The organism is Bartonella sp. CL71SXKL, from assembly GCF_042194935.1.
In the GTDB taxonomy this organism is placed as follows: domain Bacteria; phylum Pseudomonadota; class Alphaproteobacteria; order Rhizobiales; family Rhizobiaceae; genus Bartonella.
On sequence record NZ_JBHINI010000007.1, the window covers coordinates 1 to 25,012 of the forward strand.

At 36.3% G+C, this 25,012-nt stretch carries 21 protein-coding genes and 2 tRNA genes; 6 read left to right on the forward strand and 17 right to left on the reverse strand.

Annotated elements, in window-relative coordinates; translation table 11 throughout:
* Positions 1–128: DnaB-like helicase C-terminal domain-containing protein (locus tag ACFILA_RS05005; RefSeq protein ID WP_375660787.1), on the forward strand; the 128-nt coding region annotated here is incomplete at its 5' end.
* A 239-nt stretch (positions 129–367) separates the two neighbouring features.
* Here ACFILA_RS05005 and ACFILA_RS05010 read toward each other — a convergent pair.
* From ACFILA_RS05010 to ACFILA_RS05030, 5 genes are all read right to left on the reverse strand, one after another.
* A tRNA-Ser gene (locus ACFILA_RS05010) sits at positions 368–457 on the reverse strand.
* Between the two features lie 887 nt (positions 458–1,344).
* Positions 1,345–1,420, reverse strand: a tRNA-Thr gene (locus ACFILA_RS05015).
* Between the two features lie 203 nt (positions 1,421–1,623).
* Positions 1,624–2,982, reverse strand: a complete 1,359-nt coding sequence (accC, locus tag ACFILA_RS05020; protein ID WP_273791007.1) for an acetyl-CoA carboxylase biotin carboxylase subunit — start codon at positions 2,980–2,982, stop codon at positions 1,624–1,626.
* 14 nt (positions 2,983–2,996) lie between these two features.
* Positions 2,997–3,494: an acetyl-CoA carboxylase biotin carboxyl carrier protein gene (gene accB, locus ACFILA_RS05025; protein ID WP_375631109.1), complete on the reverse strand. Its 498-nt coding sequence runs from the start codon at positions 3,492–3,494 to the stop codon at positions 2,997–2,999.
* A gap of 242 nt (positions 3,495–3,736) precedes the next feature.
* Positions 3,737–4,609 carry a DsbA family protein gene (locus ACFILA_RS05030; RefSeq protein ID WP_273791009.1) on the reverse strand — a complete coding sequence of 291 codons (873 nt, stop codon included), beginning with the start codon at positions 4,607–4,609 and terminating at the stop codon, positions 3,737–3,739.
* Positions 4,610–4,953: 344 nt separating this feature from the next.
* Here ACFILA_RS05030 and glpD point away from each other — a divergent pair, with 344 nt between their 5' ends.
* The 3 genes from glpD to cobT all read left to right on the forward strand — a co-directional run bounded on the left by glpD (position 4,954) and on the right by cobT (position 9,564).
* Positions 4,954–6,483 (forward strand): glycerol-3-phosphate dehydrogenase, encoded by a 1,530-nt coding sequence (glpD, locus tag ACFILA_RS05035; protein WP_375660764.1) that lies wholly within the window; start codon positions 4,954–4,956, stop codon positions 6,481–6,483.
* 699 nt (positions 6,484–7,182) lie between these two features.
* Positions 7,183–8,163 (forward strand): tRNA dihydrouridine(20/20a) synthase DusA, encoded by a 981-nt coding sequence (gene dusA, locus ACFILA_RS05040; RefSeq protein ID WP_375631111.1) that lies wholly within the window; start codon positions 7,183–7,185, stop codon positions 8,161–8,163.
* A gap of 393 nt (positions 8,164–8,556) precedes the next feature.
* The gene (gene cobT, locus ACFILA_RS05045; RefSeq protein WP_375660765.1) at positions 8,557–9,564 is read left to right on the forward strand and encodes a nicotinate-nucleotide--dimethylbenzimidazole phosphoribosyltransferase; all 1,008 of its coding nucleotides are present in this window, start codon (positions 8,557–8,559) and stop codon (positions 9,562–9,564) included.
* 26 nt (positions 9,565–9,590) lie between these two features.
* Here cobT and ACFILA_RS05050 read toward each other — a convergent pair whose 3' ends face one another.
* From ACFILA_RS05050 to topA, 7 genes are all read right to left on the reverse strand, one after another.
* Entirely contained in the window at positions 9,591–10,082 is a 492-nt protein-coding gene (locus tag ACFILA_RS05050; RefSeq protein WP_015856433.1) for an Lrp/AsnC family transcriptional regulator, read from the reverse strand.
* Between the two features lie 21 nt (positions 10,083–10,103).
* Complete coding sequence (locus ACFILA_RS05055; RefSeq protein WP_375637613.1) at positions 10,104–10,733, reverse strand: uracil-DNA glycosylase family protein; 630 nt, start codon at positions 10,731–10,733, stop codon at positions 10,104–10,106.
* 28 nt (positions 10,734–10,761) lie between these two features.
* On the reverse strand, positions 10,762–11,325 hold the full coding sequence (locus ACFILA_RS05060) for a thermonuclease family protein (protein ID WP_375631114.1): 564 nt from the start codon (positions 11,323–11,325) through the stop codon (positions 10,762–10,764).
* A 331-nt stretch (positions 11,326–11,656) separates the two neighbouring features.
* The gene (gene rpmG / locus ACFILA_RS05065; RefSeq protein WP_004864083.1) at positions 11,657–11,824 is read right to left on the reverse strand and encodes a 50S ribosomal protein L33; all 168 of its coding nucleotides are present in this window, start codon (positions 11,822–11,824) and stop codon (positions 11,657–11,659) included.
* Positions 11,825–11,926: 102 nt separating this feature from the next.
* Complete coding sequence (locus ACFILA_RS05070) at positions 11,927–13,099, reverse strand: MFS transporter (RefSeq protein ID WP_273791015.1); 1,173 nt, start codon at positions 13,097–13,099, stop codon at positions 11,927–11,929.
* Between the two features lie 266 nt (positions 13,100–13,365).
* Positions 13,366–15,642, reverse strand: a complete 2,277-nt coding sequence (gene rnr / locus ACFILA_RS05075) for a ribonuclease R (RefSeq protein ID WP_375660766.1) — start codon at positions 15,640–15,642, stop codon at positions 13,366–13,368.
* Positions 15,643–15,645: 3 nt separating this feature from the next.
* On the reverse strand, positions 15,646–18,219 hold the full coding sequence (topA, locus tag ACFILA_RS05080) for a type I DNA topoisomerase (RefSeq protein WP_375631116.1): 2,574 nt from the start codon (positions 18,217–18,219) through the stop codon (positions 15,646–15,648).
* Between the two features lie 261 nt (positions 18,220–18,480).
* Between topA and ACFILA_RS05085 the strand changes: the two genes are divergently transcribed.
* Positions 18,481–18,687, forward strand: a complete 207-nt coding sequence (locus tag ACFILA_RS05085) for a hypothetical protein (protein ID WP_005773510.1) — start codon at positions 18,481–18,483, stop codon at positions 18,685–18,687.
* Here ACFILA_RS05085 and dprA read toward each other — a convergent pair.
* The 4 genes from dprA to ACFILA_RS05105 are packed head-to-tail and all read right to left on the reverse strand — an operon-like array spanning position 18,617 to position 22,713.
* Positions 18,617–19,849: a DNA-processing protein DprA gene (gene dprA, locus ACFILA_RS05090; protein WP_375631117.1), complete on the reverse strand. Its 1,233-nt coding sequence runs from the start codon at positions 19,847–19,849 to the stop codon at positions 18,617–18,619. The two genes, ACFILA_RS05085 and dprA, sit on opposite strands and share 71 nt — an antisense overlap.
* Positions 19,806–20,438: a glycerol-3-phosphate 1-O-acyltransferase PlsY gene (gene plsY / locus ACFILA_RS05095; protein ID WP_375654477.1), complete on the reverse strand. Its 633-nt coding sequence runs from the start codon at positions 20,436–20,438 to the stop codon at positions 19,806–19,808. The genes dprA and plsY overlap by 44 nt, the downstream gene beginning before the upstream one ends.
* Positions 20,439–20,449: 11 nt before the next feature.
* Complete coding sequence (locus ACFILA_RS05100; protein ID WP_375660767.1) at positions 20,450–21,751, reverse strand: dihydroorotase; 1,302 nt, start codon at positions 21,749–21,751, stop codon at positions 20,450–20,452.
* On the reverse strand, positions 21,748–22,713 hold the full coding sequence (locus ACFILA_RS05105) for an aspartate carbamoyltransferase catalytic subunit (RefSeq protein WP_375660768.1): 966 nt from the start codon (positions 22,711–22,713) through the stop codon (positions 21,748–21,750). The genes ACFILA_RS05100 and ACFILA_RS05105 overlap by 4 nt, the downstream gene beginning before the upstream one ends.
* A 125-nt stretch (positions 22,714–22,838) precedes the next feature.
* Here ACFILA_RS05105 and ACFILA_RS05110 point away from each other — a divergent pair, with 125 nt between their 5' ends.
* Positions 22,839–24,458 carry an acyl-CoA dehydrogenase family protein gene (locus ACFILA_RS05110; RefSeq protein WP_273791022.1) on the forward strand — a complete coding sequence of 540 codons (1,620 nt, stop codon included), beginning with the start codon at positions 22,839–22,841 and terminating at the stop codon, positions 24,456–24,458.
* On the opposite strand, the gene ruvX is transcribed toward ACFILA_RS05110, so the two are convergent.
* On the reverse strand, positions 24,443–24,922 hold the full coding sequence (ruvX, locus tag ACFILA_RS05115) for a Holliday junction resolvase RuvX (RefSeq protein WP_375625758.1): 480 nt from the start codon (positions 24,920–24,922) through the stop codon (positions 24,443–24,445). The two genes, ACFILA_RS05110 and ruvX, sit on opposite strands and share 16 nt — an antisense overlap.
* Between the last annotated feature and the right edge of the window lie 90 nt (positions 24,923–25,012).

The following is a 25,012-nucleotide window of genomic DNA, read 5'->3' on the forward strand; positions in this document are numbered from 1 at the left end:
AAGATGCAATGGAGCAAGCCAAGGGTAAAGCCGAGGTTATTATAGCAAAACAACGCCATGGTCCGACAGGAATCGTTTCCCTTGCCTTTCAATCCGATTTTACACGCTTTAGTGATCTGGAAAAATAGGAGCAGAAAAACGCGTTAAAGAGAGCTTTAAATATCCTTTGAAAGGCATTTGAAGACCCTTTAAAACTCTTTGAGAAAAAATAAATTGGTACAAAAACTAGTGGCAAAATATACAAAACCTGCTGGCAAGCTACAGAGAAAAAATAAATTGGTACAAAACCTAGTGGCAAAATATACAAAACCCGCTGGCAAGCTACAATTACACAGAATCAAAAAGTTATAGCACGATAAAAGTGCTGTGGCGGAGGGGGTGGGATTCGAACCCACGGTACAGTCTCCTGCACGCCGGTTTTCAAGACCGGTGCCTTAAACCGCTCGGCCACCCCTCCAAACTAGATATGCTTTTTGACAAATTTCTTGTAAAAGGTCAATCATTTTAATACGCATTTTAAAGCGTTCTTTGTAAAACTATTTAAGTTTCAATTAAAATAATTTTTCATAAGTTAATTCTTTGAGTGTGTTATCTAAGAGTTTCATTTCTAAACATGGTAGTTTTTTCTGAAAAAATGAAAGGTAATTATGATATTTATCATTTTTTTCCTGTTTAAAAGTTTTTTATAAAGCAATATTTTTTAAAAGTTCTAACAATCGTTTTCGTAATAATAAGAAATGTTTAGTTGAAAATGTTTGATAAATTATATTAAATTCCGGTCGTGTATTTTTGAATTATTTTACCTTTCCAGATATTTATTTTATTTAGATCGTTCATATTGGCGAAAAGAAAATGTTATTACTCTAACAGTTTATGAGAGATAAATTTGTAAGAATGACATATATATTCAAGGAAAGTTTTTATTGAGTTTAAATTAAGTACAATTCAATAAGAAAGCTCTTTAAAAGATTTTAATTTTTTAAATAAAAATATTCAGATATTTAGTGCGTCTAAAGAGTACCTTGGAGGGAATGGCTGATTTGCACTATTTGAATAAAATTTTATGTAAGATTTGCATCGATAGTTTAAAATTTCTTCTAGATATGACTGGAAATTAGGTATATTTATAATGCTTTTTCTGTGGGATAAGCAAAAAGTTAATTTGAATGGAAGAAAAAATTATTGAGCAATACACTTAGATCAATAGATAATTTGTTAAGGTATTACATAGTTTTTCAAGAATAGAACTTAAAAATGCTAAATTATGCAGAAGCAGAAAGCATAAACTTTAACAGACAAGGTTTTAAAAGCCGATTCATTTACAAACATGTGTAAAATAAAAAATGGTGCCCCCAGAGAGACTCGAACTCCCGACCCCCTGATTACAAATCAGGTGCTCTACCAACTGAGCTATAAGGGCGTAACCATGTAGGGATTAGCACAAACTCACAAAAAGGAAAACAGAAAATTATCAAATTTTGTGCATATTAAGTGAAAACTATATAATAAATAAAAATAACTAACTTATTTCCTCTTTTACTACTTTTTACAGCAAGGTTGGCACTATCCTTATGTTGATATCTTATAGAATCTTTTATAAGAATGCACTATTTTGCTATCAAATTACGAATCTGAAGACTTTGATTGATGAGAAAGGTATTTTTCAAGCCAGTGAATATTATAATTACCATCAGCAACATCTTGATTATTAATAAGATCGCGAAAAAGAGGTAGTGTAGTTTTTATCCCATCGACGACAAATTCATCTAAAGCACGCCGTAAACGCATCATACATTCTAAACGGGTACGTCCATGAACAATCAGCTTTCCAATCATGCTATCATAGTAAGGAGGGATACGATAACCTGAATAAGCGCCTGAATCAACACGAATCCCTAAACCTCCAGGTGTATGAAAATGTGTAATGGTTCCAGGTGATGGCGTAAAGTTAATAGGATCTTCTGCATTAATACGGCATTCAATGGCATGACCAGAAAAACAGACTTCATCTTGTGTCACTGAAAGCTTACAGCCTGATGCAATATGGATTTGTTCATGGACTAAATCTATACCTGTAATTGCTTCAGTTACAGGATGTTCTACTTGTAAACGTGTATTCATTTCAATAAAATAAAATTCGCCATTTTCATAAAGAAATTCAATAGTACCAGCTCCACGATATCCAAGTTTGGCACAGGCATTTGCAACAATACTTCCAATTTTTTTCCGTTCTGTTTCATTAAGTGCAGGTGATGTAGCTTCTTCCCATACTTTTTGATGCCGTCGTTGAAGTGAACAATCGCGTTCTCCTAAATGAATAGCATTTCCCGCACCATCACCTATGACTTGAATTTCAATATGACGGGGTTTTTCTAAATATTTTTCTATGTAAACAGCGTCATCACCAAAAGCAGCTTTCGCTTCTGAACGTGTTGTTTTGAGAGCTATAGAAAATTCTTGTTCAGAATGAACAACCTTCATACCACGTCCACCACCACCGGCAGAAGCTTTGATAATAACTGGATAACCAATTTCACGAGCCGTGCGTAAAGCATCTGATTCTTCAGTGACGGCCCCATCTGAACCGGGAACTACAGGAATACCAAGTTTTTGGGCGGTTTTCTTTGCTTCGATTTTATCGCCCATGATTCGGATATGAGTAGCTGTTGGACCGATGAATGTAATATCATGGGCTTCTAGAACATCCGCAAATTTTGCATTTTCAGAAAGAAAGCCATAACCTGGATGAACAGCATCAGCTCCTGTAATTTCACAAGCAGCAATAATTTGCTGAATACTCAAATAAGAATCGCGAGCGGGAGGAGGTCCAATACAAACACTTTCGTCAGCAAGACGAACATGCATTGCATCTGCATCAGCGGTAGAGTGAACAGCCACGGTTTTTATGCCAAGTTCTTTACATGCACGTAAAACGCGAAGAGCAATTTCTCCCCGATTAGCAATGAGGATTTTTCGAATCATGGTTACCCCTCGCTTTATTCAACAATAATAAGTGGTTCACCAAATTCAACAGGTTGACCATCTTTGACAAGAACAGTGGTTACTGTGCCTGAGCGTGGTGATGAAATTTGATTCATTGTTTTCATGGCTTCAATAATAAGTAATGTCTCCCCTTCAGAAACATTTTGTCCTACTTCTACAAAAGGTTGCGCGCCTGGTGAAGGTGCAAGATAAGCTGTTCCAACCATGGGAGAGGTTATTGTGTTTTTTGATTTATCTTCTTGGATAGATTGTATAGGAGATTCAACTGTTGGAACTGGAGAAGATGTTACAGAAAAAGTAGGAGTAGAAACAGGAGCATAGATTGCTTGCTCAGAAGAAATTAAGGTATTTTGGCGTGAGACACAAATACGAAGCTCCCCTTGTTCAACTTCAATGTTCGTTAAATTTGTATCATTCAAAATTTCAGCAAGATCACGAATAATTTTCGTATCAATTGCGGTTTTTGCCGAATCCATTTTTTTTGTTGTCATTTTATTTCTAACTCCTTGATCAATGAAGATCGTCATTATCTCATTTTATGACCGAATATCTCTAGATTAGGGATGACATCTTTTGAGGCTTTAAAGATTTTTATTTCCTTTAAATTATTATACTTTGCAATTTAAAACTCGTATCTGCTTTACGCAAAATTGCACTTATAAGCCTGTTGTCAAAAAAGAGAAAGCATAAAATTACCTCATTTACAGTATTCTTTCTAAAATGGATCAGGAATTCACTGTGTATTGTCTATCGCTTGTTTTAGAATATCTTGTTTGGCTGCGCCAATGAATATTTTATTACCAATGATGTAAGAAGGTGTTCCCGTAATATGAAGTGTAGAGGCAATTTGAATATTTTCTTTAAAAGCGTTTTGCAGAGTGGGATCTTTTATTGCATTACGTAGTTTTTTTTCATCTGCTCCTAATGAAACAGCTACTTTAATAGCTTTAGCTTCATTTGCACGACCCTGATACATTAAAAGCGTTTTGTGAAACTGAGGATATTTCTCTGGAAATTGTTTTCGAAATGCGTAGGCAACAGTATGGGCTGCCATAGAATCAGAGCTTAAAATTGGTAAATCCTTGATAATAACCTTTAAATCTGGGTATTCTTTTATCAAGTCTTCTATATTTGAATAGGAAATTTTACAATATCCACAGTTGTAATCAAAAAAATTGACAAGCACTCTTTTACCATTTGGGTTTCCCAAAACAGCGTCATGAGGAGAATGAAAAATTTCTTTTTCTAACAAATGAATGACAGAAGTTTGTTTTTGGTTTTCGTATTCATTCTGTTTTTCCAGCTTATCTTGAAGAATAAGCTGCATTTCAATCATAATTTCTGGATGAGTAAGGAGGTACTCTCTGACAATTTGTTGAATATGATGAGAATCAGTATGTGGTATCATTTTTTCTTTAAGCTTAGATAGAAAGCTAGAATCTTCCAAAAGTTGTGTTTTAAGCTTTTCTAAGCTTAAATTATTTGCTGTTTTTGAGTGTGATGTTGCGTTTGATAAAGAAGGTAAAAATATTAAAATACTCGACATAACTGGGACTAAAATTTTTGAAAGAAGTGTTATTTTCGAGTTTTGAGAGTGATAATTCATCTGTATACCTTCACATTTTCTAGGGTGTCATTGAGTGAACTATAGGAAAAGCGCTCTCTATGTGCAATAAAGCATTTAGCTATAGTGTGTCTTTAAGAATGAGAAAAAACATCAATTTTTCTCTAAAAAGATTTCATATGATGAACCTTGGTTTGGCAAGGATTATGTTTTGTAAAAGATAAAAAAAATCTCTTTAATTTGTCAAATGTTGTTTTGATGTATAAGGGTATCAAAAGCTTTTTGTGCGTGTTTATTTTAGGAAAAAGTACGTTGATAATACAATGAAGAACACTTGTATTATTTTTTCCTGTTGCTTTATTGAGTACTGAGAAAAAAATTAAATAATGAAAAGTGAAATTATGAAAACCACAACACATTATGAGCTGTTTATCATTGGGGGAGGGATAAACGGGTGTGGATTGGCAAGAGATGCAGCAGGACGCGGTTTTAAAGTGGGATTGGCTGAAATGAACGATCTTGCATCTGGGACCTCAAGTGCGTCAACAAAGCTTATTCATGGTGGGCTTCGTTATCTTGAACACTATGAGTTCAAACTTGTTCGTGAAGCATTGAAAGAACGCGAGATCATTTTACGCATGGCTCCACATATTGTGCGTCCTTTGCGTTTTCTCCTTCCTTATCATAAAGAATTGCGCCCTGCTTGGATGTTGCGTTTTGGACTTTTTATTTATGATTATTTAGGGAATTGGAATCAGAAATTGTGGCGCAGTAAAACGATTAATTTTTCACAAAAATTTTGCTCTACACTGAAGAAAGAATATCAGAGAGGTTTTGAATATTCTGATGCAAGAGTAGATGATGCGCGTTTAGTTATTGGCAATGCGCGTGATGCAGAAAAGAGGGGAGCTGATATAAAAGTACGAACAGAAGTTCTCTCTTTAAAAAAAGAAGACAATAAATGGCGTATCTTTCTTCAAGACAAGTTAAGTAGCAAAGAATATAGTGTCACAGCTTCTTATGTCGCGAATATGACAGGACCTTGGATTGATCATGTTTTGGCAAGCATATTAGATTGTAAAGAACATCCACCAGTACGGCTTGTTAGAGGTTCTCATATTTTGGTTCCCAAGCTTTATACTCATGATCGTGCTTATATTTTTCAAAATGGTGATGGGCGTATTATATTTGCTATTCCGTATCAAGAAGAGTTTACCTTGCTTGGAACAACAGATTGTAATTATCAAGGAGATCCGGCTGACGTTCATATTACTGATACAGAAATTGATTATATTTGTGCAGCAGCCAGTGAATATTTCATACAACCAGTGTTGCCTGAAACGATTGTCTGGTCTTACTCTGGAGTTCGTCCACTCTATGATGATGGAGCTTCAAAAGCACAAGAAATTACGCGCGATTATGTTTTAAAAGAAATGGGAACAGGAACAACACCAAAGATTCTTAATCTTTATGGTGGAAAGATTACAACTTATCGTAAGTTGGCTGAAGATGCGATGAAATTTGTTGAAAAAGAGCTTGGTAAAAAGGGAGCATCATGGACGGCTAAGGCAGTGCTTCCTGGGGGTGATTTTCCCTATAACAAATTAGATACAATCGAAAATAGGATTGCTCTTTTGATGCCAGATTTAGATGCTTTTACACATCGCAGGCTTGCACGCTCCTACGGTACGGAAGCATTGGTGATCTTTGCACATGGTAAGGCAAATAAAGGAAAAAATTTTGGACATGGGCTTTATGAAGTAGAAGTAAAATGGTTGATGGAAAAAGAATGGGCTAAAGTATGTGAAGATGTGTTATGGCGTCGTTCAAAACTGGGTCTCCTATTTAATGAACAAGAGGTTGGTACTCTTTCTTCCTATATGCAAAGCCAACAAGAGATTGAACAACTTTTATGATCATTTCATTTTACAGATTTTATCTGCAATATTGTAAAATATTTTCCTTAAAGAGATACTGATATCAGTCATAGATATTAAAAAGGCAATGGCTGTCTATACCCTGATTTTAGTTTTTTTTGCAAGAATCATAAAATGGCAAAATTAGATAGAATATTTAGGATGAAATTTGTCTATCTTATAAAGTGAAATTCAAGAATGTTACCAAGAATAACTCATTGAAAAAAATGATTTATAATTAGATTCATGTGAAATAAGGATTTTTATTCTTTCTTTAGGAGAAGATAAAGATACTTTCTGTAGCATTTATTTGCACAATAAGTTAAAAAAATCTAAAGAAAATTAAATCTATTATAAAAAATTGTATAATGTGTTAGTTTAGCATTTATTATCTTAAATGCTGTGCTAAATCATGTAAGGATGGAGGCTTGATGAGCGTAAGAAGAACTTGTAAATGAGTTTTTTATATTATGGTGAAAATCTTCTTTTTTCATGTTTATATACCTGAACACTAATCTATGAGAAATGCAAAATTGTGTTTTATCATGATTGATTGTAGTAAACCTTGATATCAATTGAAAATAATGAACTGTTATTATACTCATGATAGTATAAGAGAATAAAATTTTCCGTAAACTAAAAGTAAGTATTTTTCTATGTATAAAGAGAGAGCTATAGGGACATGAGAGTAATACCCTCATGATATTTTACAACCTTCCATCGACTATAAAATTTGCAGTAGCACCAATGTTGGACTGGACAGACCGACATTGCAGGTTTTTTTATCGTCTTTTAACGAAAAAAGCTCTCCTTTATACGGAAATGATGGTAGCAGATGCTGTCATTCATGGTGTTCGCGAACAATTGTTGGCTTTTAGCGATAAAGAATGTCCAGTTGCATTACAACTAGGGGGGGCTGATCCGAAAAAGTTAGCAGAAGCTGCACGAATTGCTGAGGATTTTGGCTACAACGAAATAAATCTTAATGTCGGGTGCCCATCAAATCGTGTTCAAGCAGGTGTCTTTGGGGCTTGTTTGATGTTACATCCAGACATTGTGGCAAATGCCGTGGAAGCGATGAAACGAGAGGTTACTATACCTGTAACTGTCAAATGTCGGATTGGAGTGGACGAACAAGATGAAGAGTTAGCGTTAGATCTTTTGGCTAATCAGGTTTGGAATGCTGGATGTGATGCGCTCTGGATACATGCACGCAAGGCATGGCTGCAAGGATTGAGTCCGAAAGAAAACCGTAATATTCCGCCCCTTAATTATGAAAGAGTTTACAAATTAAAACGTAAATATCCTCATAAATTCATTGGGATAAATGGTGGAATTAAATCGATTGATGAAATCAAAGAACACCTAACTTTCTGTGATGCTGTCATGGTTGGTCGCCAAGTTTATCATAATCCAGCTTTGTTAAAACATATTGATTTTGAACTCTATGGTGAGACGCAAAATAATCTGAGTGAGAGTGATCTTATTGAGGTTATGTGTGATTATGCAGCTCGACATATTGCATCGGGGGGGCGGCTTTCTCATGTGACACGTCACATGATTGGTTTATTTCATGGGCGGGGTGGGGCACGTCGATGGAGGCAAATATTATCAAATGATGCGACAAAACCAAATGCAGATATATGTATTTTAAAAGAAGCTTTTTATGCTCTCATTTAATAATAGCCTAATAATTAACATATATTAAAGTTGAGATCCTTTGCGTTTGGATGTCTTTGCGATAATTTTGATCTCTTCAATTTTATAAGTTTTTGAAAGTTTATAACTTTTATTATGCATAAGAATTGTTGGAATGTATATATTAAACGGCATGCTGATTATGCCTATTAAATAAAAAATAGGTTAAGGGTATCACTGTAAAGGTAATCATAAGATATTAATAACATTTTGAATCTTGCACGTTTGTTATTAGGGTTGAAAATAGAATGTAGAAATTATTGCTTTCATAGTATTTAACATTTTTAAAGCACTGTTAAAAAAACAATAAATTATTCATATCCTGTATATATGACGGGATTTTCATAAACATTGTAGATTTTAAAAGGTATCCTTATGACCGCTAGTCCATTTGATGATTTTCGTGCTTTGCTTACAAATTTACCTGTTGCTGATGAGTTTTCTATAATTTTGGCAAAAAAACGGCAAAAAGACTTAACAAAAGAGCAAGGAACATTAGGAAAACTAGGAGATATTGCTGTTTGGTATGCGGGGTGGAGGGGTACAGAAAAACCTATCGTAACGAGACCTTTGGTCGCTATTTTTTCTGGAAATCATGGTATTGTAGAGGAGAATATTACACCATTTCCACAATCTATGACACAAAAAATGGTAGAAAATTTTGCCTCTGGTGGAGCTGCTATCAATCAAATTTGTATTGCTTATGATCTTGGATTAAAAATATTTGATTTAGCATTGGAATATCCAACAATGAATATTACGAAGGATGCCGCAATGGATGAGCGGAGTGCGGCTGCTACAATGGCATTTGGAATGGAATCCATTGCGGGTGGAACAGATCTTTTATGTATTGGAGAAATGGGAATTGGAAACACAGCAATAGCTTCAGCTTTATGCTTAGCATTGTTTGGAGGGGAAGTGGAAGAATGGACAGAAAATGCTATGGAATCAGAAGGTGATTTTTATCAGCGTAAAATTGCAGCGGTTAAGACAGCTATTTCTTTGCACAAGGATTATTTTAATGATCCTTTTGAGATAATGCGTCGCTTAGGAGGACGTGAAATTGCTGCTATGGTTGGTGCTATTTTAGCAGCAAGAATAGAAAAAATACCTGTTATTTTAGATGGTTTTGTGGCAACAGCAGCTGCAGCGGTCCTTTATAAAATGCATCCAAAAGCTCTTGATCATACCCTTGTTGGACATGTTTCTTCTGAGACAGCTCATCGTAAACTTTTAAAAAAAATTGGCAAAGAACCACTTCTAGATTTGGGGATGCGTCTTGGTGAAGGGACAGGAGCAGCTATGGCAGCTGGTATTGTCAAAGCTGCTGTTTTAACACATGCACAAATGGTCGTTTTTCAACAAGAAAGTTTGAATGCCTAAAAGATCATGAGACGGATATAAAAATCTTAAGAGTTTTGTTCATGCGTCTTGTCGTGTAATTTAATATAATTAAGTGGAAGTTCCGTTGTATATTTAATCTGTTCCATTGCGAAAGAAGATGAGACATCACGGATATCAATTTTAGAAATTAATTTTTTATAAAAAAGATCATAAGCTTCAATGTTGGGCACAACAACACGCAATAAATAGTCAATATCTCCACTCATTCGATAAAATTCAATGACTTCACGGAATTCTTGCACAATTTTTGAAAAACGCTTAAACCATTCATGACTATGTGTGTTTGTGCGAATAGACACAAAAACAGTGACGTGTGCGTTTACTTTTTCAGGAGAAAGAACAGCAACACGACGCTGAATGACGCCATCTTCTTCAAGTTTTTGAATTCTACGCCAGCAAGGAGTGGTCGAAAGTCCCACTTTTTTAGCAATATCAGCAACAGAAAGTGTCGCATTTTCTTGCAAAAGATGTAAAATTTTTCGGTCAAGACGATCCATATTTATTCTCAATATTTTAATTTATAAAAATTTACGCACTAAACAACGCAGATATACAATAAGCTCATCATTAAACCATGGATTTTTCTGTAACCAAGAAGTATTTCGCCATGATGGATGAGGCAAAGGCATAACATTATAGCCTCGAGGTTGGGGAATGGAAAGAATATTTCTCCAATCACCAACAGTTGCAGAAACGGTTTTATATTTTAATTCTGTAATGTGCCACTTTTGCGCATAACTGCCAATAGCAAGAACAAGCTTTATTTGAGGCATCGCTTGAAATATCTTTTCATGCCATATTTCTCGACATTCACGTCTTGGTGGTAAATCAGCTTTATTTTTGTCATAGCCTGGAAAACAAAATCCCATAGGAACAATAGCAAAAAGAGATCTATTATAAAATTCTTCTTTCGTGACACCCAGCCAATTACGCAATTTTTCGCCAGAACGATCATTAAAAGGGATAGAAGTTTCATGGACACGCAACCCTGGTGCTTGGCCTGCAATTGCAATCGAAGCGGTATCGGATAAATAAACGACCGGGTTTGGTTCATGAGGAAGAGGAGGAAAATAATGGGGTTGTTGGACGCAAACACGACAGGAATAGATCTCTTTTTCAAGTTTGATAATTTGGCTACATTGTTTCATTGGTAAATAAAATTAAAAAATATTTTTCTTATTCTGTGCGAGGATTTGCTTTGCGCCATTCTTTTGGTCGTTGAAAACTTGATGCCCATATTCCTTTCTTTTTCTTTCTAGCTTCTTGCTCTTCTTTAGGATATTCATAATAATTTACAGCCCAACCATTATGTACAAGTGTTGCGTTGATATTGCTAACTTGTTTTGTTTTACATGTTGCAAGAATACGGCGATATTTATCTGTTTTTTTCCAGTGACATGTAACAGTTTGATTTTTTAATAGTTGTTCTAAATATTTTTTTGCCTCAAGCCCACAAGGGTAGCGCGCTTCCTTTTTTCCACAAAACTGGTGGAGTTCAGGAGCATCAATTCCAGCTAGTCGAATCTTAATTGAAGAAATCATAATGGTATCGCCATCAATGATTAATGCATTTCCTTCAACAGTGTTTTGAGAAGAAAATTTTTCTTTTTGAGGCAACAGCTGAGTTTTCTTAAAATAAGTTGACATAATGATAAGAATGCTAGCAGCGACAAAAATACTGAAACCGATAACTTTTAGATTAAAGCTTCTTAGATTAAAATGAGAAAAAGATTTTTTCATGAAATAAAGAAACTGCTAACATTATTATAACTCTATTTTAGTATTGTTTATAATTGACCCGAGAAACTTTATTCATATGACGAAACAGTGTTTCGTTTTAATGACAAAATTTTCATTAGATATCACAATAATCAAATACTCATACAGAATATATGTAAGCAACTTAAATAATAAATCAACTTATCCAAATCCGTACAAAACATACAAAGTTTAAAGTAAACTTTTTAAACTTAAGGAAATAAAAAAACACCCCTCAAAAAATAACTTTGAAGAGCAATACTCCCACATTTCTTTTAGAGTATAAAATCTATCAATTTAATAATAATTTTATTTATTTAATTTTTGTTTCTTTAAATTCAACGTGCTTTTTTACAACTGGATCATATTTACGCTTGCTCATTTTATCTGTCATTGTACGGCTGTTTTTCTTTGTTACATAGAAAAAACCAGTATCTGCAGTTGATAAAAGCTTGATCTTAATGGTTGCTGCTTTAGCCATAATGTAAATACCCTATTTATACTGAAAAAATATTATTTCTGTCAAAACTTATTTCCGACATCATCAGATTTTCCGGCAACACTACGGATGTTCTCAAAAAAGTCAAGAGCTGATTAATTTTCTCATAAGTTGGACAAACACCAAAATGACATATAAACCGAAAAAAACAGCCATGGCTATTGAAAAACCAAAGGGTTTAAAGATATCCATGGATTTTCCGATAAAGGTCGGTCCGATGAGCATACCAATTCCATAACAAAAAATAAAAGCAGAATTAGCAGCAGCAAGTTCTTGCCCCTTGAGACGGGCTCCTAAATGTGCAAGACTAATTGTATAAAGGCTCGCTGATACACCACCCAGAAAAAACAAATCAAGCATCAGAATCCATGGATATTGAAGAATCCATGGTACTATAAAAGTTCCTATAAAACCTAAAATAGCGCAACTCATCAGCGGGTAGCGTCGATCTTTGGCGTAGTCGCTTATAATGCTGATAGGAATTAAGAGGAAAATATTCCCAAGTGCAAGGGTTGCCATAAAATGTGCTGCTTCATTCTCATTATAACCAATGGATAAACTAAAGGGTATTATAAGAGTTAAGACGCCCATTTGAATGGCCCCGTAAACAAGGACCGCCATCATTGCACTTGGAACGTGAAAAAGATAACGAAAAAATGGCATATATTGATTTTTTTGAAATTCTGGACTTAATTTCCAAGCGGTAAGAATTGGTATAGTAGCAAGTATAATAAGGCTATATCCAACAGCAAAAGGAATAAATCCTTGTGTTCCCACTTTTGCTAGCAGCGTTAGACCTATTATAAACCCTAATCCTAAGACAATAGCATAAATAGAAAGGATCAAACCGCGTTTTTTGGGGGGAGCATAACTGTTGATCCAAAACTCTGATAGGATAAACATAACTGTCATGCTGAAATGTAATATAAACTTTAAAATAAACCAAATCCATATGGGATCAAAAAAATAGAATCCTAAAAAACTTAAAGATCCTATCGCCATCATAAGCAATATTGTTTGAGCGATTCCTAAGCATAAGGCAATTCGAGACGTAAAAATAGCTGCAATAATTGTGGCGATTCCACCAACTGTTCCACTATAGCCGATTGTACTGTTGGAAAGTCCTTTCTCTGCCATAAGAAGAGAGACAAGTTGTGTTCCCATTGCCAATGCTGTTCCAACAGTGCCAATGGTTGCAATAGCGGCAATAATTGCACGCAAAGAATTATTTTGAGAGTCAAAAGGTTTTTTTTTCATGAGAATGGCTTAAGGTACTCTTGTTTATTTAAACAATGAAAAGATGAGCTGAAATGAAAGGGAGCCAAAACTATCCTTTGCAGTTTCTTTCATTTTCTAAGTATAAAAAACTGCAAGATTTTTATATGGTTATTATAGACTTAACAATAAAATTTATCCTCTTGTATACTAAAGAAAGAAGATTGTACGTATAAATATTATATAATATAAGTCATTTCTTAAATTGAATTTATTATTCATATTATATTCAATGGATGGCAAGAAGCTTAATTTTTTCTTTTCCCATAAAAAGTATACTTTTGTTTTTTTAATTTGTTTTTATGGTAGGATGTCGGTGAAAATTTTATTGGACGAGGTTTTGTTAACAGTTCAAAGCATAAAGCGCCAGCAAAAGGTTGTACCGTTATAAGTTTTACTTCTACAACATCACTGAGCTGATAGCCTTTATGGCTACGCTGTCCTACAAGAACATGTTGTGCTTCATCAAAATGATAATAATCATTTTTAAGTGTAGAAATATGGACAAAACCATCTGTATTGAGTTTATCAAGTGAGATAAAAAGACCTGCTTTTGTAACTCCGGAAATGCGGCCTGTAAAAATACGACCGATTTTATTCGTTAAATAGTGAGCAACAAGCCGATCAATCGTTTCTCTTTCAGCCATCATTGCACGGCGTTCGTATAAAGAAACTTGCGTAGCAATTTCTGCAAGATTTTGTTCTTGTGTATCTGTTAATTGATCATTTCCTAATTTGAGAGCTTTAATGAGTGCTCGATGAATAATGAGATCAGCATAACGACGGATTGGTGATGTAAAATGTGTATAGTTTTGCAAATTCAAACCAAAATGGCCACTATTTTTAGGGTTGTACTCTGCTTGTGATTGTGAACGCAAAATAACTTGATTGACTAGTTCTTGTTGTTGAGTATGAGCGACCTTTTCTAAAATTCTATTAAGGCGCGCTGAGGTAAGTTCGCTTCCGCGGGAGAGTGGTATCCCCAAACTTTGAAGAAAGCTCCGAAGTATTTCTTGCTTAGCAAGAGAAGGTTTTTCATGAATACGATAAATGAGCGGCTGGTGATGTTGTTTTAATGTTTCAGAAGCTGCAATATTAGCTTGTATCATAAACTCTTCAATTAAACGATGCGCTTCTAATTGTGTTTCACTCACAACATCTTTTATGCATCCATTTTGATCAAGAATAATCTTTTTTTCTGCAATTTCTAATTCTAGTGGTTGGCGACGATTTCTCGCAGCTTTAAGGCATGCATAGGCTTCCCATAAGGGGTGCAAAATGCTCTCAAAAAGAGGGGTTATTTTTTCATTTATATTACCTTCAATTGCCAATTGTACTTCTTGATAAGAAAGTTTGGCTCTTACACGAATCATAGTACGATGAAAACTATGTTTTCGTTTATTACCGTTTGCATCAAAAATCATACGAACGGCTAAAGCTGGTCTTTCTTTTCCTTCACGAAGAGAACATAAATCATGAGAAAGGCGTTCAGGTAACATTGGCACAACGGTATCGGGAAAATAAACAGAATTTCCACGTTTCAATGCTTCTTTATCTAAAGCGCTTCCTGTTTTGATATAATAAGAAACATCTGCAATGGCTACAATAATAATCCAACCATCATTATTTGCTGGATCCTTATCCTTGGTTGCATAAACTGCATCATCATGGTCTTTTGCATCTGGTGGATCAATTGTAATAAAGGGTAATTGTCGCCAATCTTCACGATTATCCATATTGGCAGCTTTGATATGTTTGGCTTGCTCAAGAACACTTTCAGGAAAAATATAAGGAATTCCTTTCGAAAGAAGCGCTATCATTGAGAGTGTTTTCTCACTCTTAATGTGCCCTAAAACATTCTTTATTTTTGCGCTCTTTAATCCGTAACCAGTATTTTTTTTTATTTCGACTTCAACGAGATCACCAATTTGAATCTTCATTTCTGGAGACATTTCAACAATGAGTTCATTGGTTTTGCGGTCTATAGGATCAAGGCGCCATTGATTATTTTCCAATTTTCGTACAATAGCAAATGCGCTTTTGGGAGATACATCAATTTTACGAATAATTCGTCCCGTATAAGGATGGCTTGAGCTTTCAGAATTTTTATTTCGAAAAACTTTTACAAGAATATGATCTCCAACACCAATATTACTTCCTGTTATGTGATGAAAAGAGTGTATTTCAATATTGGGCTTTGGAGAATCTTCCCATTCAAGAGGTTGTGCAATAAAACTTCCATCTTTATCACGTCCGCTAATTTTTACTAAAGAAACAGGGGGTAATTTTCCTTTGTTTATTGCTCTTTTGTGGTGTTTAGATATGAGATTTTGATCCTTTAACTCACGTAACATATTTCTAAGCCAGATACGAGAATCGCCTTTTAAGTTAAAAGCTTTAGCGATTTCTCGTTTACTTGAGTGGTTAGGATTCTCAATTATAAAGGAAAGGATTGCTTCCTTATTGGGAAAAGTTTTCCCCTTGAATGAAGAGAGATATTTTATGTTTTTTTCACCTTTAGCCAAAATTTATGTCTCTTTTATTTTTGCTTTTGTTTTAGAAGAAGCTCTTTTTGAAGTTGTTTTTTTACTCGATGCTTTAACCGATATAAGTTCTAGTGCCTCTGGAAGTGTTACACTAATGGGATCTTTATCTTTTGGCAATGTTGCATTAATTTTACCCCAATTGACATAAGGACCATAACGCCCGTTGCGCACGGTAATGGTTCCTCCTTCTGGATGCTCTCCTAATGTTGCCAATGCTTCAGGTGTTGTTCTGCTTTGCTTGGTTTTGTTTTCTTGTTGTTCTGCCAATACTGTAACAGCGCGATTGATACCAATATCAAAAACTTCATCTGCATGAAGAAGGCGCGCAGATTTTCCGTTATGGCTAAGATAGGGACCATATCGTCCAATCGTAGCCGTGATTATTTTTCCAGTTTCAGGATGAATGCCAATTTCACGGGGAAGGGATAGTAAAGCCAAGGCTTTATCAAGGGTTACATTTTCTGCCTGCCACTCTTTTGGTAGTCCTGCACGCTTAACTTCTTTGCTTTCACCAAGTTGAATATAGGGTCCAAACCGGCCATTGCGAAGAGAGATATCTTTTCCTGTTTCAGGGTCAATACCAAGTATAACAGGTTCATCATTGCGTACAGCTTCATTATCTTCTCCAGTATCTGTACCAAGTTGGCGTGTGTATTTACATTCGGGATAATTGGAACAGCCAACAAAAGCACCATAACGACCGAGTTTTAATGATAATTGACCATTTTTACAAAGAGGACAGGAACGCACATCACTTCCATCTTCGCGTTCAGGAAAGGCGAGAGGTGCTAATGTTACATTTAAAACATCAAGGACATTGGTTATACGGAGTTCTTGGATATTGCTAATAGATGCATTAAATCCATCCCAAAAATCCCTTAAGACGTCTTTCCAAGAAAGTTTGCCGTCAGATATAAGATCCAGCTTTTCTTCAAGATCTGCTGTGAAACCATATTCTACATAGCGATTAAAGAAATTTTCAAGAAAGGCCGTAACAATACGTCCCTTAGCATCGGGAATAAGCTTTCGTTTATCAATGACAATATATCCACGGTCACACAATGTCGCCAATGTGGAGGCATAAGTCGAAGGACGACCAATTCCTAACTCCTCAAGCTTTTTAATTAATGAAGCTTCAGAATAACGAGAAGGGGGCTCTGTGGTATGTTGTACGGATTCAACTTTTTCTTTTGTAAGTGCTTCACCAGTGTTTATTTGTGGTAAACGTGTTGTTTCATTTTCTTCATTATTTTCTTCGTCTCGTTGATCCGTGTAGACGGAAATAAAGCCATCAAAGCGAATAACAGATCCTGTTGCTCGTAGATTTGCACGGTTTTCTCCTTGCTGTGCTTCAATTTCAACGGTTGTACGTTCAATGTCAGCAGAACGCATTTGGCTGGCAATAGCACGCTTCCATATCAGCTCATAGAGCTTTGCTTGATCGCTATCGAGAAAATTACGGACTTGACTAGGATTGCGTTGAAAATCTGTTGGACGGATCGCTTCGTGTGCTTCCTGTGCATTTTTTGCCTTTGTTGAATAAAAACGTGGTTTTTCAGGAATATAGTCTTTACCGAAAGTTTCATGAATAACTTTTCGTGCTGAATCAATAGCTTCTGGTGCTATTTGCACACCATCGGTACGCATATAAGTAATCAGCCCTGCCGTTTCACCATTAATTTCAATGCCTTCATAAAGCTTTTGGGCAATTTGCATAGTGCGAGAAGCTGAAAATCCTAATTTTGAAGAAGCTGCTTGTTGTAGTGTGGAGGTTGTAAATGGAGGAAAAGGATTTCTCTTTGTAGGTTTTGCTTCAACACTGAGTGTATGATATTGGGCTTGCTCCAACATAAGGCGAATTTGGTCTGCTTGTTCTTGAGATTGAATATCAAGCTTGCCTATTTTTCTTTGATTAAACATTGTCAATCTTGCTTGGAAACTATCATTTCGGATGGTTTTTAACTGTGTTGTAATGGACCAATAATCTTCTTTGATAAAATGTTCTATTTCTGATTCACGATCACAAATAATACGCAAAGCAACCGATTGAACGCGTCCTGCTGAACGGGCACCAGGAAGTTTCCGCCATAAAACAGGTGAAAGTGTAAAACCAACGAGATAATCAAGAGCGCGACGTGCAAGATAAGCATCTACAAGTGATGTATCAATATCACGTGGATTGTTCATAGCATCAAGCACAGACTTTTTGGTGATGGCATTGAAGACAACTCTTTTAATAGGTTTATCTTTTAAAACTTTTTTTTGACGGAGAACATCCAGAATATGCCATGAAATAGCTTCCCCTTCACGATCAGGGTCTGTTGCTAATATAAGGCTATCGGCTTCTTTAACGGCTTTTGCTATTTCATTTAAACGTTTAGCGGCAGCAGAATCTATATCCCATTTCATAGAAAAATCTTGATCCGGTAAAACAGAACCATCTTTTGCAGGCAAATCACGAACATGTCCAAATGATGCGACAACTTTGTATTGAGATCCAAGATATTTATTAATTGTTTTTGCTTTTGCTGGAGATTCAACGATAACGATATTCATAATTTTACCCAAATATTGAAATAAAAATTTTTTTATAAACGCCTTTTACGCGAATAGCTAATGCCAATTGCTTAAGAGCACATAAAAAAATATTAGCCATATAAAAAACATGAATATTGTACAACTTATGATTGTCATTATTAGAATACACCCTATATAGAATTACACGATTTATTTTCCACTGTTATTACAAAAACATACGGCGAAATACTAAGACGTCTATTGAGAGGTAGGAGGGGAAATGCTCAAGGATAGAGGATTATGTTTATAAATCATTTAAAAGTTATCCAATATATTACAGACATGTCAAAGCAAATGAATCAGATGGCGCGTCAGGCGCATAGTCCGCTTTTAGCATTGCTTTTGGATATGGTTGCCAAAGAAGGGCAAAGCATTATTAATAGTGCTGAGGCTCTTGGGGAAGATCAAGATTCGACAATGACACACAACCACCAGAGTGTCGAATAAGCTTTCCAGCAAGGTCGAGTTCTACCAACAAGAGGTAGAGAGCTGGGAGTGAAACACCTGAGTGGATACTAAGTGTGTCTAAATCGATTGGCGTTGTTGAAAGAGCGGAGAGAACTGCTGCACGTGCTGCATTGTCATCTGCTGAAGAGAGACCGCTGTTTTTTTCATCTGCTAAATTAAAATTCTCCTTTTCAAGTTGTAAAGAGGATGGTTCCTCAAAAAAATTGAGTTGCGAATTTGGAAGCGGTGAAATTAATGGCGTAAGTGTTTCTATAATGTCAGAAGGATGTGTGGTGAGTAGAGCACCGTCTTTGATAAGATTGTTTGTACCAACAGATCTTGGATCAAGTGGAGAACCGGGAATGGCAAAAATTAACCGTCCCATTTCAGCTGCTTGACGTGCGGTAATTAAGGACCCTGAGCGCAGGGCTGCCTCTACAACCAAGAGACCAAGTGATAGAGCTGCAATAATACGGTTTCTTCTTGGAAAATCGATAGCACGCGGCTTCCAAGAAATGGGCATTTCGCTGATGATGGCTCCACCGTTGGCGATAATATCTTCGTGCAACTTTTTATTTTCAGGAGGATAGATATGATCAATTCCTCCAGCCATGACTGCAACAGTTCCTGTTTTTAAACTTGCTTGATGCGCAACGCTATCAATTCCACGAGCGAGACCAGAAATTGTTACAAAGTCTGCTTCTCCGAGAAAACGCGCAAATTGAGCCGTAAGCTTTTTCCCAGCAGCTGAAGCATTTCGAGAACCTATAATTCCAATAGAAGTTTTTTGAAAAATTGAAATATTACCTTTGATAGCAATAAGCGGCGGAGGGGCTTCTGTAACCTTAAGAAAAGCTGGATAGTCTGGTTCGCCCACACCGATGAACCGAATATCTAATCTTTCAGCTTCTTGCATTTCTTTTTCTGCATCTTCTAAGCTTGCTATTTTTATAGATACAGAACCACCACCTTTTCTACTAAGCTCTGGCAGCGCTGCCAGAGCATTTTCTGCTGTTTTATAATGATCAATGAGATTGCGAAAACTAACAGCTCCAATATTTTCACTGCGCAACAACCGTAACCAGCTTAGACGTTGACGATCAGTAAGCAGGATTCCTTTATTTATCTCCGTGTTGCGTACCAATCTTACTTTCTTCCCCAATTAATAATCTACTGATATTTGCAGAATGTTTTATAAACACAAATACGCTCATCACAATCAGCATACAATAGAAATAAGAAGCGGAAAAATAAAAAACAAATATCGGTGTGATCGTAACAGCAATAAGCGCAGATAATGAAGAATAACGCATGAGAAGAAAAATCGCACTCCATACAATAATAAAAATAATTGCTGCGGGCCAATAGATTCCTAAACAGACCCCTAGATAGGTAGCAACACCTTTGCCACCTTTAAATTTAAGCCATACGGGGAAAAGATGTCCTAAGAAAGTAAAAAAACCCGCTAGAGAAACAAGTATACTCTTGTCTAGCGGATTACTAAAAAACTTTATAATCAAAACAACGATAGTTCCTTTTAACATATCACAAAGAAGTGTTAGAGCAGCAAGCTTTTTATTTCCTGTTCGTAAAACATTTGTTGCTCCAATATTGCCGGAACCGATTGTTCTTATATCACCAATTTTGAACAATCTCGTAAAAAGAAGACCAAATGGAATCGAGCCAATGAGATAAGATATGAGGAAAATAAACCATGGAGTGGACTGAAAAAATATTTCTGCTTCATTCATTAAGAATCTCATTAAGTTTGTTGATCAAGTTTAAAAACGGATTTCCCTTTCACAAAGGTCTGGAGCACACGTCCTTGAAAACGTGCATTATCAAAAGGGGTATTTTTTGAACGTGAATAGAGCTTCTCTTTCGAAACAACCCATGGTTCTTCAAGATCAACCACAATAAAGTCTGCATGAGCACCTTTTTTGAGTGTTCCTGCATTGAGTCCAAAGAGCTTTGCAGGCGCCGTTGACAAAAGTTCCGTTATCCGTAGAAGAGATAGGCTCTCATCATGATAAAGGCGTAAGGCTGCGCTCAATAAGGTCTCCATACCAATAGCGCCAACTGCCGCGTCATTAAATGGTAAATGTTTTTTGTCGATACTCTGAGGATCATGAGAAGAGACAATAACATCTACAGTCCCATCCTTTATTGCTTCAATCATTGCTATACGGTCTTCTTCTGTACGCAATGGGGGCATTAAGCGAAAAGAGGTGCGATATTCACCAATGTCATTTTCATTGAAAGATAAATGATTAATAGATACACCCGCTGAAATTTTCTCACTGCGTTTTTTACCTAAACGAAGTGCATCAGCAGAGAGTGCTGTCGATATTTGAGCGGCATGATAGCGTGTTTGCGTTAATACTGCTAATCGCAGATCTCTTTCAAGTGGGATAACTTCTGCTTCGCGAGGGATGCCAGAAAGACCAAGCCAACTGGCAAGCAGTCCTTCATTCATCACACCTTGCCCTGTAAGATCTTTATCTTGCGTTTCATGCATCAATGGAACATCAAAATCGCGTGCATAAGTCATTGCACGCCGCATAACAGATGAATTTTGAAGTGTTTTTTTGCCTTCACTAAAAGCAACGGCTCCTGCATCTTTGAGCAAACCAAATTCGGTTATTTCTTGTCCGTTGAAACCTTGTGTGATTGAAGCAACGGGATAAATATTGACCAATGAGATTTCCTGTGCTGTATGCGTAATAAATTTAATCAGAGCAATATTATCAATAACTGGATGCGTGTTTGGCATCATAAGAAAGGAAGTAATACCACCTGCTGCGGCCGCTTGACTTGCTGATGCAATTGTTTCACAATGCTCATTCCCTAATTCTCCAACAAAAACGCGCGCATCAACGAGTCCAGGGAGAATTGCTTTGTTTTGTGCGTTAATAACTTCTGCTTCTTCAGGGAATCCCTGATTCAGAGCTTCTTTTCCAGCGGCTATAATTCGTCCATTTTCAACAATAACTGTACCAATTTCATCGATTGTGCGCGAAGGATCAATAATACGAGCATTTTGAAAAACAATTGGTTTTATCATTTTTTTTCTCCACTGATCTTTGCGCGTGAATCTAATAAAGCCTCCATGACAGCCATACGCACTGCAATTCCCATTTCTACTTGTGTAGGAATCATACTTTGTGGTCCATCTGCTATGTCGGATGCAATCTCTACACCACGGTTTAATGGTCCAGGATGCAGAATAATAGAATCATTTTTGGCATAGGCTAAATTTTCTTTATGTAAGCCAAAATAATGGAAATATTCACGCGTAGAGGGAATAAAAGAGCCTGTCATCCGTTCATGCTGTAAGCGCAACATCATGATAACGTCAGCATTTTTAAGACCTTCTTTCATCGTGTTAAAAACCTCAACACTCATATGAGCGATTTCTGCGGGTAAGAGTGTTGAGGGAGCAACAGCACGAACACGAGCACCCAAAACATTAAGACACAAGATATTGGAACGGGCAACACGTGAGTGTAAGATATCTCCGCAAATCGCAACAGTTAATCCTTCAATACGACCTTTTGCCCTTTTAATGGTTAGAGCATCTAATAAAGCTTGGGTTGGATGTTCATGAGCACCATCACCTGCATTAATAACACAACAATCAACTTTTTGCGCTAATAAAGCTGCTGCTCCTGCACTGTTATGGCGAAAAACCAGTATATCTGGCTTCATCGCATTGAGAGTTGTAGCTGTATCAAGTAATGTTTCTCCCTTTTTTACAGATGAGTTGCCGATCGCAAGACTCATCACATGTGCACCTAGCCTTTTACCCGCTAATTCAAAAGAAGATTGTGTTCGCGTAGAGGCTTCAAAAAAGAGATTAATTTGAGTCCGTCCATGCAAAGTAGATTTTATTTTATCAATTTTGTTAGAAAGGATAACATTTGCTTCTGCACGATCAAGCAATGTATTAAGGTCTTGTACACTTAGATCTTTAATAGCTAAAAGATGTTGATGAGGGAAAAGTGGAAAAAAATTATCTTGCATCATAGCATTCTTCTTTATCTCTCTCTAAACAGGTTAAACAAGCATTTGTTTGAATATGATAAATGTTTCTTAACTCTAAAAAGACAAATAGTCTATGATATGAATGATTTGAATGTAGGAATATACCTATGAGTGCTGTATCTGCGCAAAATACTCGTCGAAAAAATACATTTCTTAGCGATACGCTTATGTTTCGTATTGCTTCTACTTTGCCTAAGTTTTTGTTAGCAAGTTTTGAAGAAATAGGGGATTTTGCCGCGAGTCGAGAAGCATGGAAACTTTCTTGCTTAGCGAATCATTATAAGCCTTTATTATGCTATAATGATGAATGGGGGCAACCAACGGAAAAATTAGAGATCCATTCTTCCTATCAAGCTCTTCAACAATATTCTAGACAAGCAGGTTTGGTTACCTCACTTTGGGAAAATGCGAGTTCAGAAAATGGAGTACGCTATCAAGCGCGTGCGATTCGTTTAGCTTTATCTGCTGGTTTAGAAACAGGACATTTGAATGAAGTTATCATAACGAGTGCAGCTATTGCTGTTTTAATTAGTGATATTGAGCTCTTCAAAAAATGGCAAAATGTACTTTTATCACGCCAATATGATTCTTCATCAAAGCCTATTCATCATAAAAAGGCTGCTTCTCTAACTTGTGCATTTGACGATATTGAAAAATACGCTTTCAATTTTCCAAGTGTTAAGAAAATTTCTTTCGATGAAAGTATGGAACGTGATCTATATCGTTTAAATGTTGTAAAAACCAATGTTATTAATCCTACCGCTGACGGATATCTTGTTAGTGCAGATTTAAATGGTCATTTAAGTTGTTTTTTTATTCCACGCATACAAGAAAATGGCGCATTAAATGGATCTATATCGATTCGTCATTTAATTCAGCGTTCTGGAGAACTTTTAACACCAGAGGGGGTTGTCGATTTCCAAGGCAGTTATGGCTGGCTTTTGGGAAATGCTGGAGAAGGGCTTAAAGTTATTAAAGATATCGAGACGATGATGCGTTTCGATCAATCTGTCATATCGGCAGGTGTTTTACGAGCGGCTCTTCAATTTGGTATAGATTTTTTCCGGAAAAAAATGCCCAATCAGCCGTTACCTCCACTGACAGAACGTATTTTTGCAGATATTGCATTAGATATAGCTGCCTCACAAGCATTGGTTTTGCGTTTAGCGAGAGCATTTGACAATGCAGCAAATGACCGTTCTGAAGCCGCTTTTGCCCGTATTATGACACCTATTATTGCTTATCATGTAAGTCAATTGGTTGTGCCTATTATTGGTGAAATTATTGCACAACTTGGTATTGAAAGTTTTATAGAGAATAATCCATTATCACAAATGTTGCATAATGGGCCTGCGCGAATTGTGAGAAATAGTTCTGCTAATCAATTGGTAAAGGATGCCATTCTTATTGCTGAAAAAGCACCGGGATTGTTTCAGAAATTGTTGGAAAAAATTGCTCTTGATATTGGGCCAGCGGGACCCCGAGCAATTGAAATCATTAAGTCAGCAGGTGATATGGCATCAGCAAATGAAGGTGCAGGAAGGTTTTTTGTTGAACAAGTAGCTTATGCAGCAGCAGCAGCAGCATTACGTTCTACAGACATAGAACATGTTGCAAATGCCTATATGGAAAGCCGCCTTGGGGGACAATGGAGATCTTCTTACGGGATGCTCATTGCACGATATAATGCAGGGCATTTGCTCAATGTCCTCTATCCTTCCATATGATGAAAGTGTTGAATTCTATTGAGAGCACCTTGCAATATAAAAGCGGCGGCCGCCGAATCAATACGGCTTGCTCTTTTAGCGCGCGATACATTCATTTCTAAAAGAGACCGTTCCGCAGCAATTGTTGATAAACGTTCGTCCCAAAAAACAAATGGAATTTTTGTATAAGCTTTCATATTGCTCACAAAAGCTCTGGTTGCTTGAACACGAGAGCCACTGCTTCCATTCATGTTAAGAGGTAAGCCAATGATAATAACGCCTACATTTTCACGGTCAAAAATTTTAATAAGTGTGTAAGCATCTTCTGTAAATTTTTTTCGCTGTAGTACAGGACGTGGATTTGAAACAGTCAGCCCCATATCAGAAATGGCAATTCCGATAGTTTTTGTCCCTAAATCTAAGCCTGCTATTGTTTGTTTAGGCAAAAGATGTGTTATAACTTCATCTATATTAATAACAGTCATAAGGGTATAATACGTTTTTTAATGTTTCAGATCTATAGTTATATTCTTTATTCATGTTATCTAATATTCTTGCACTTACAAGTGCAGCCT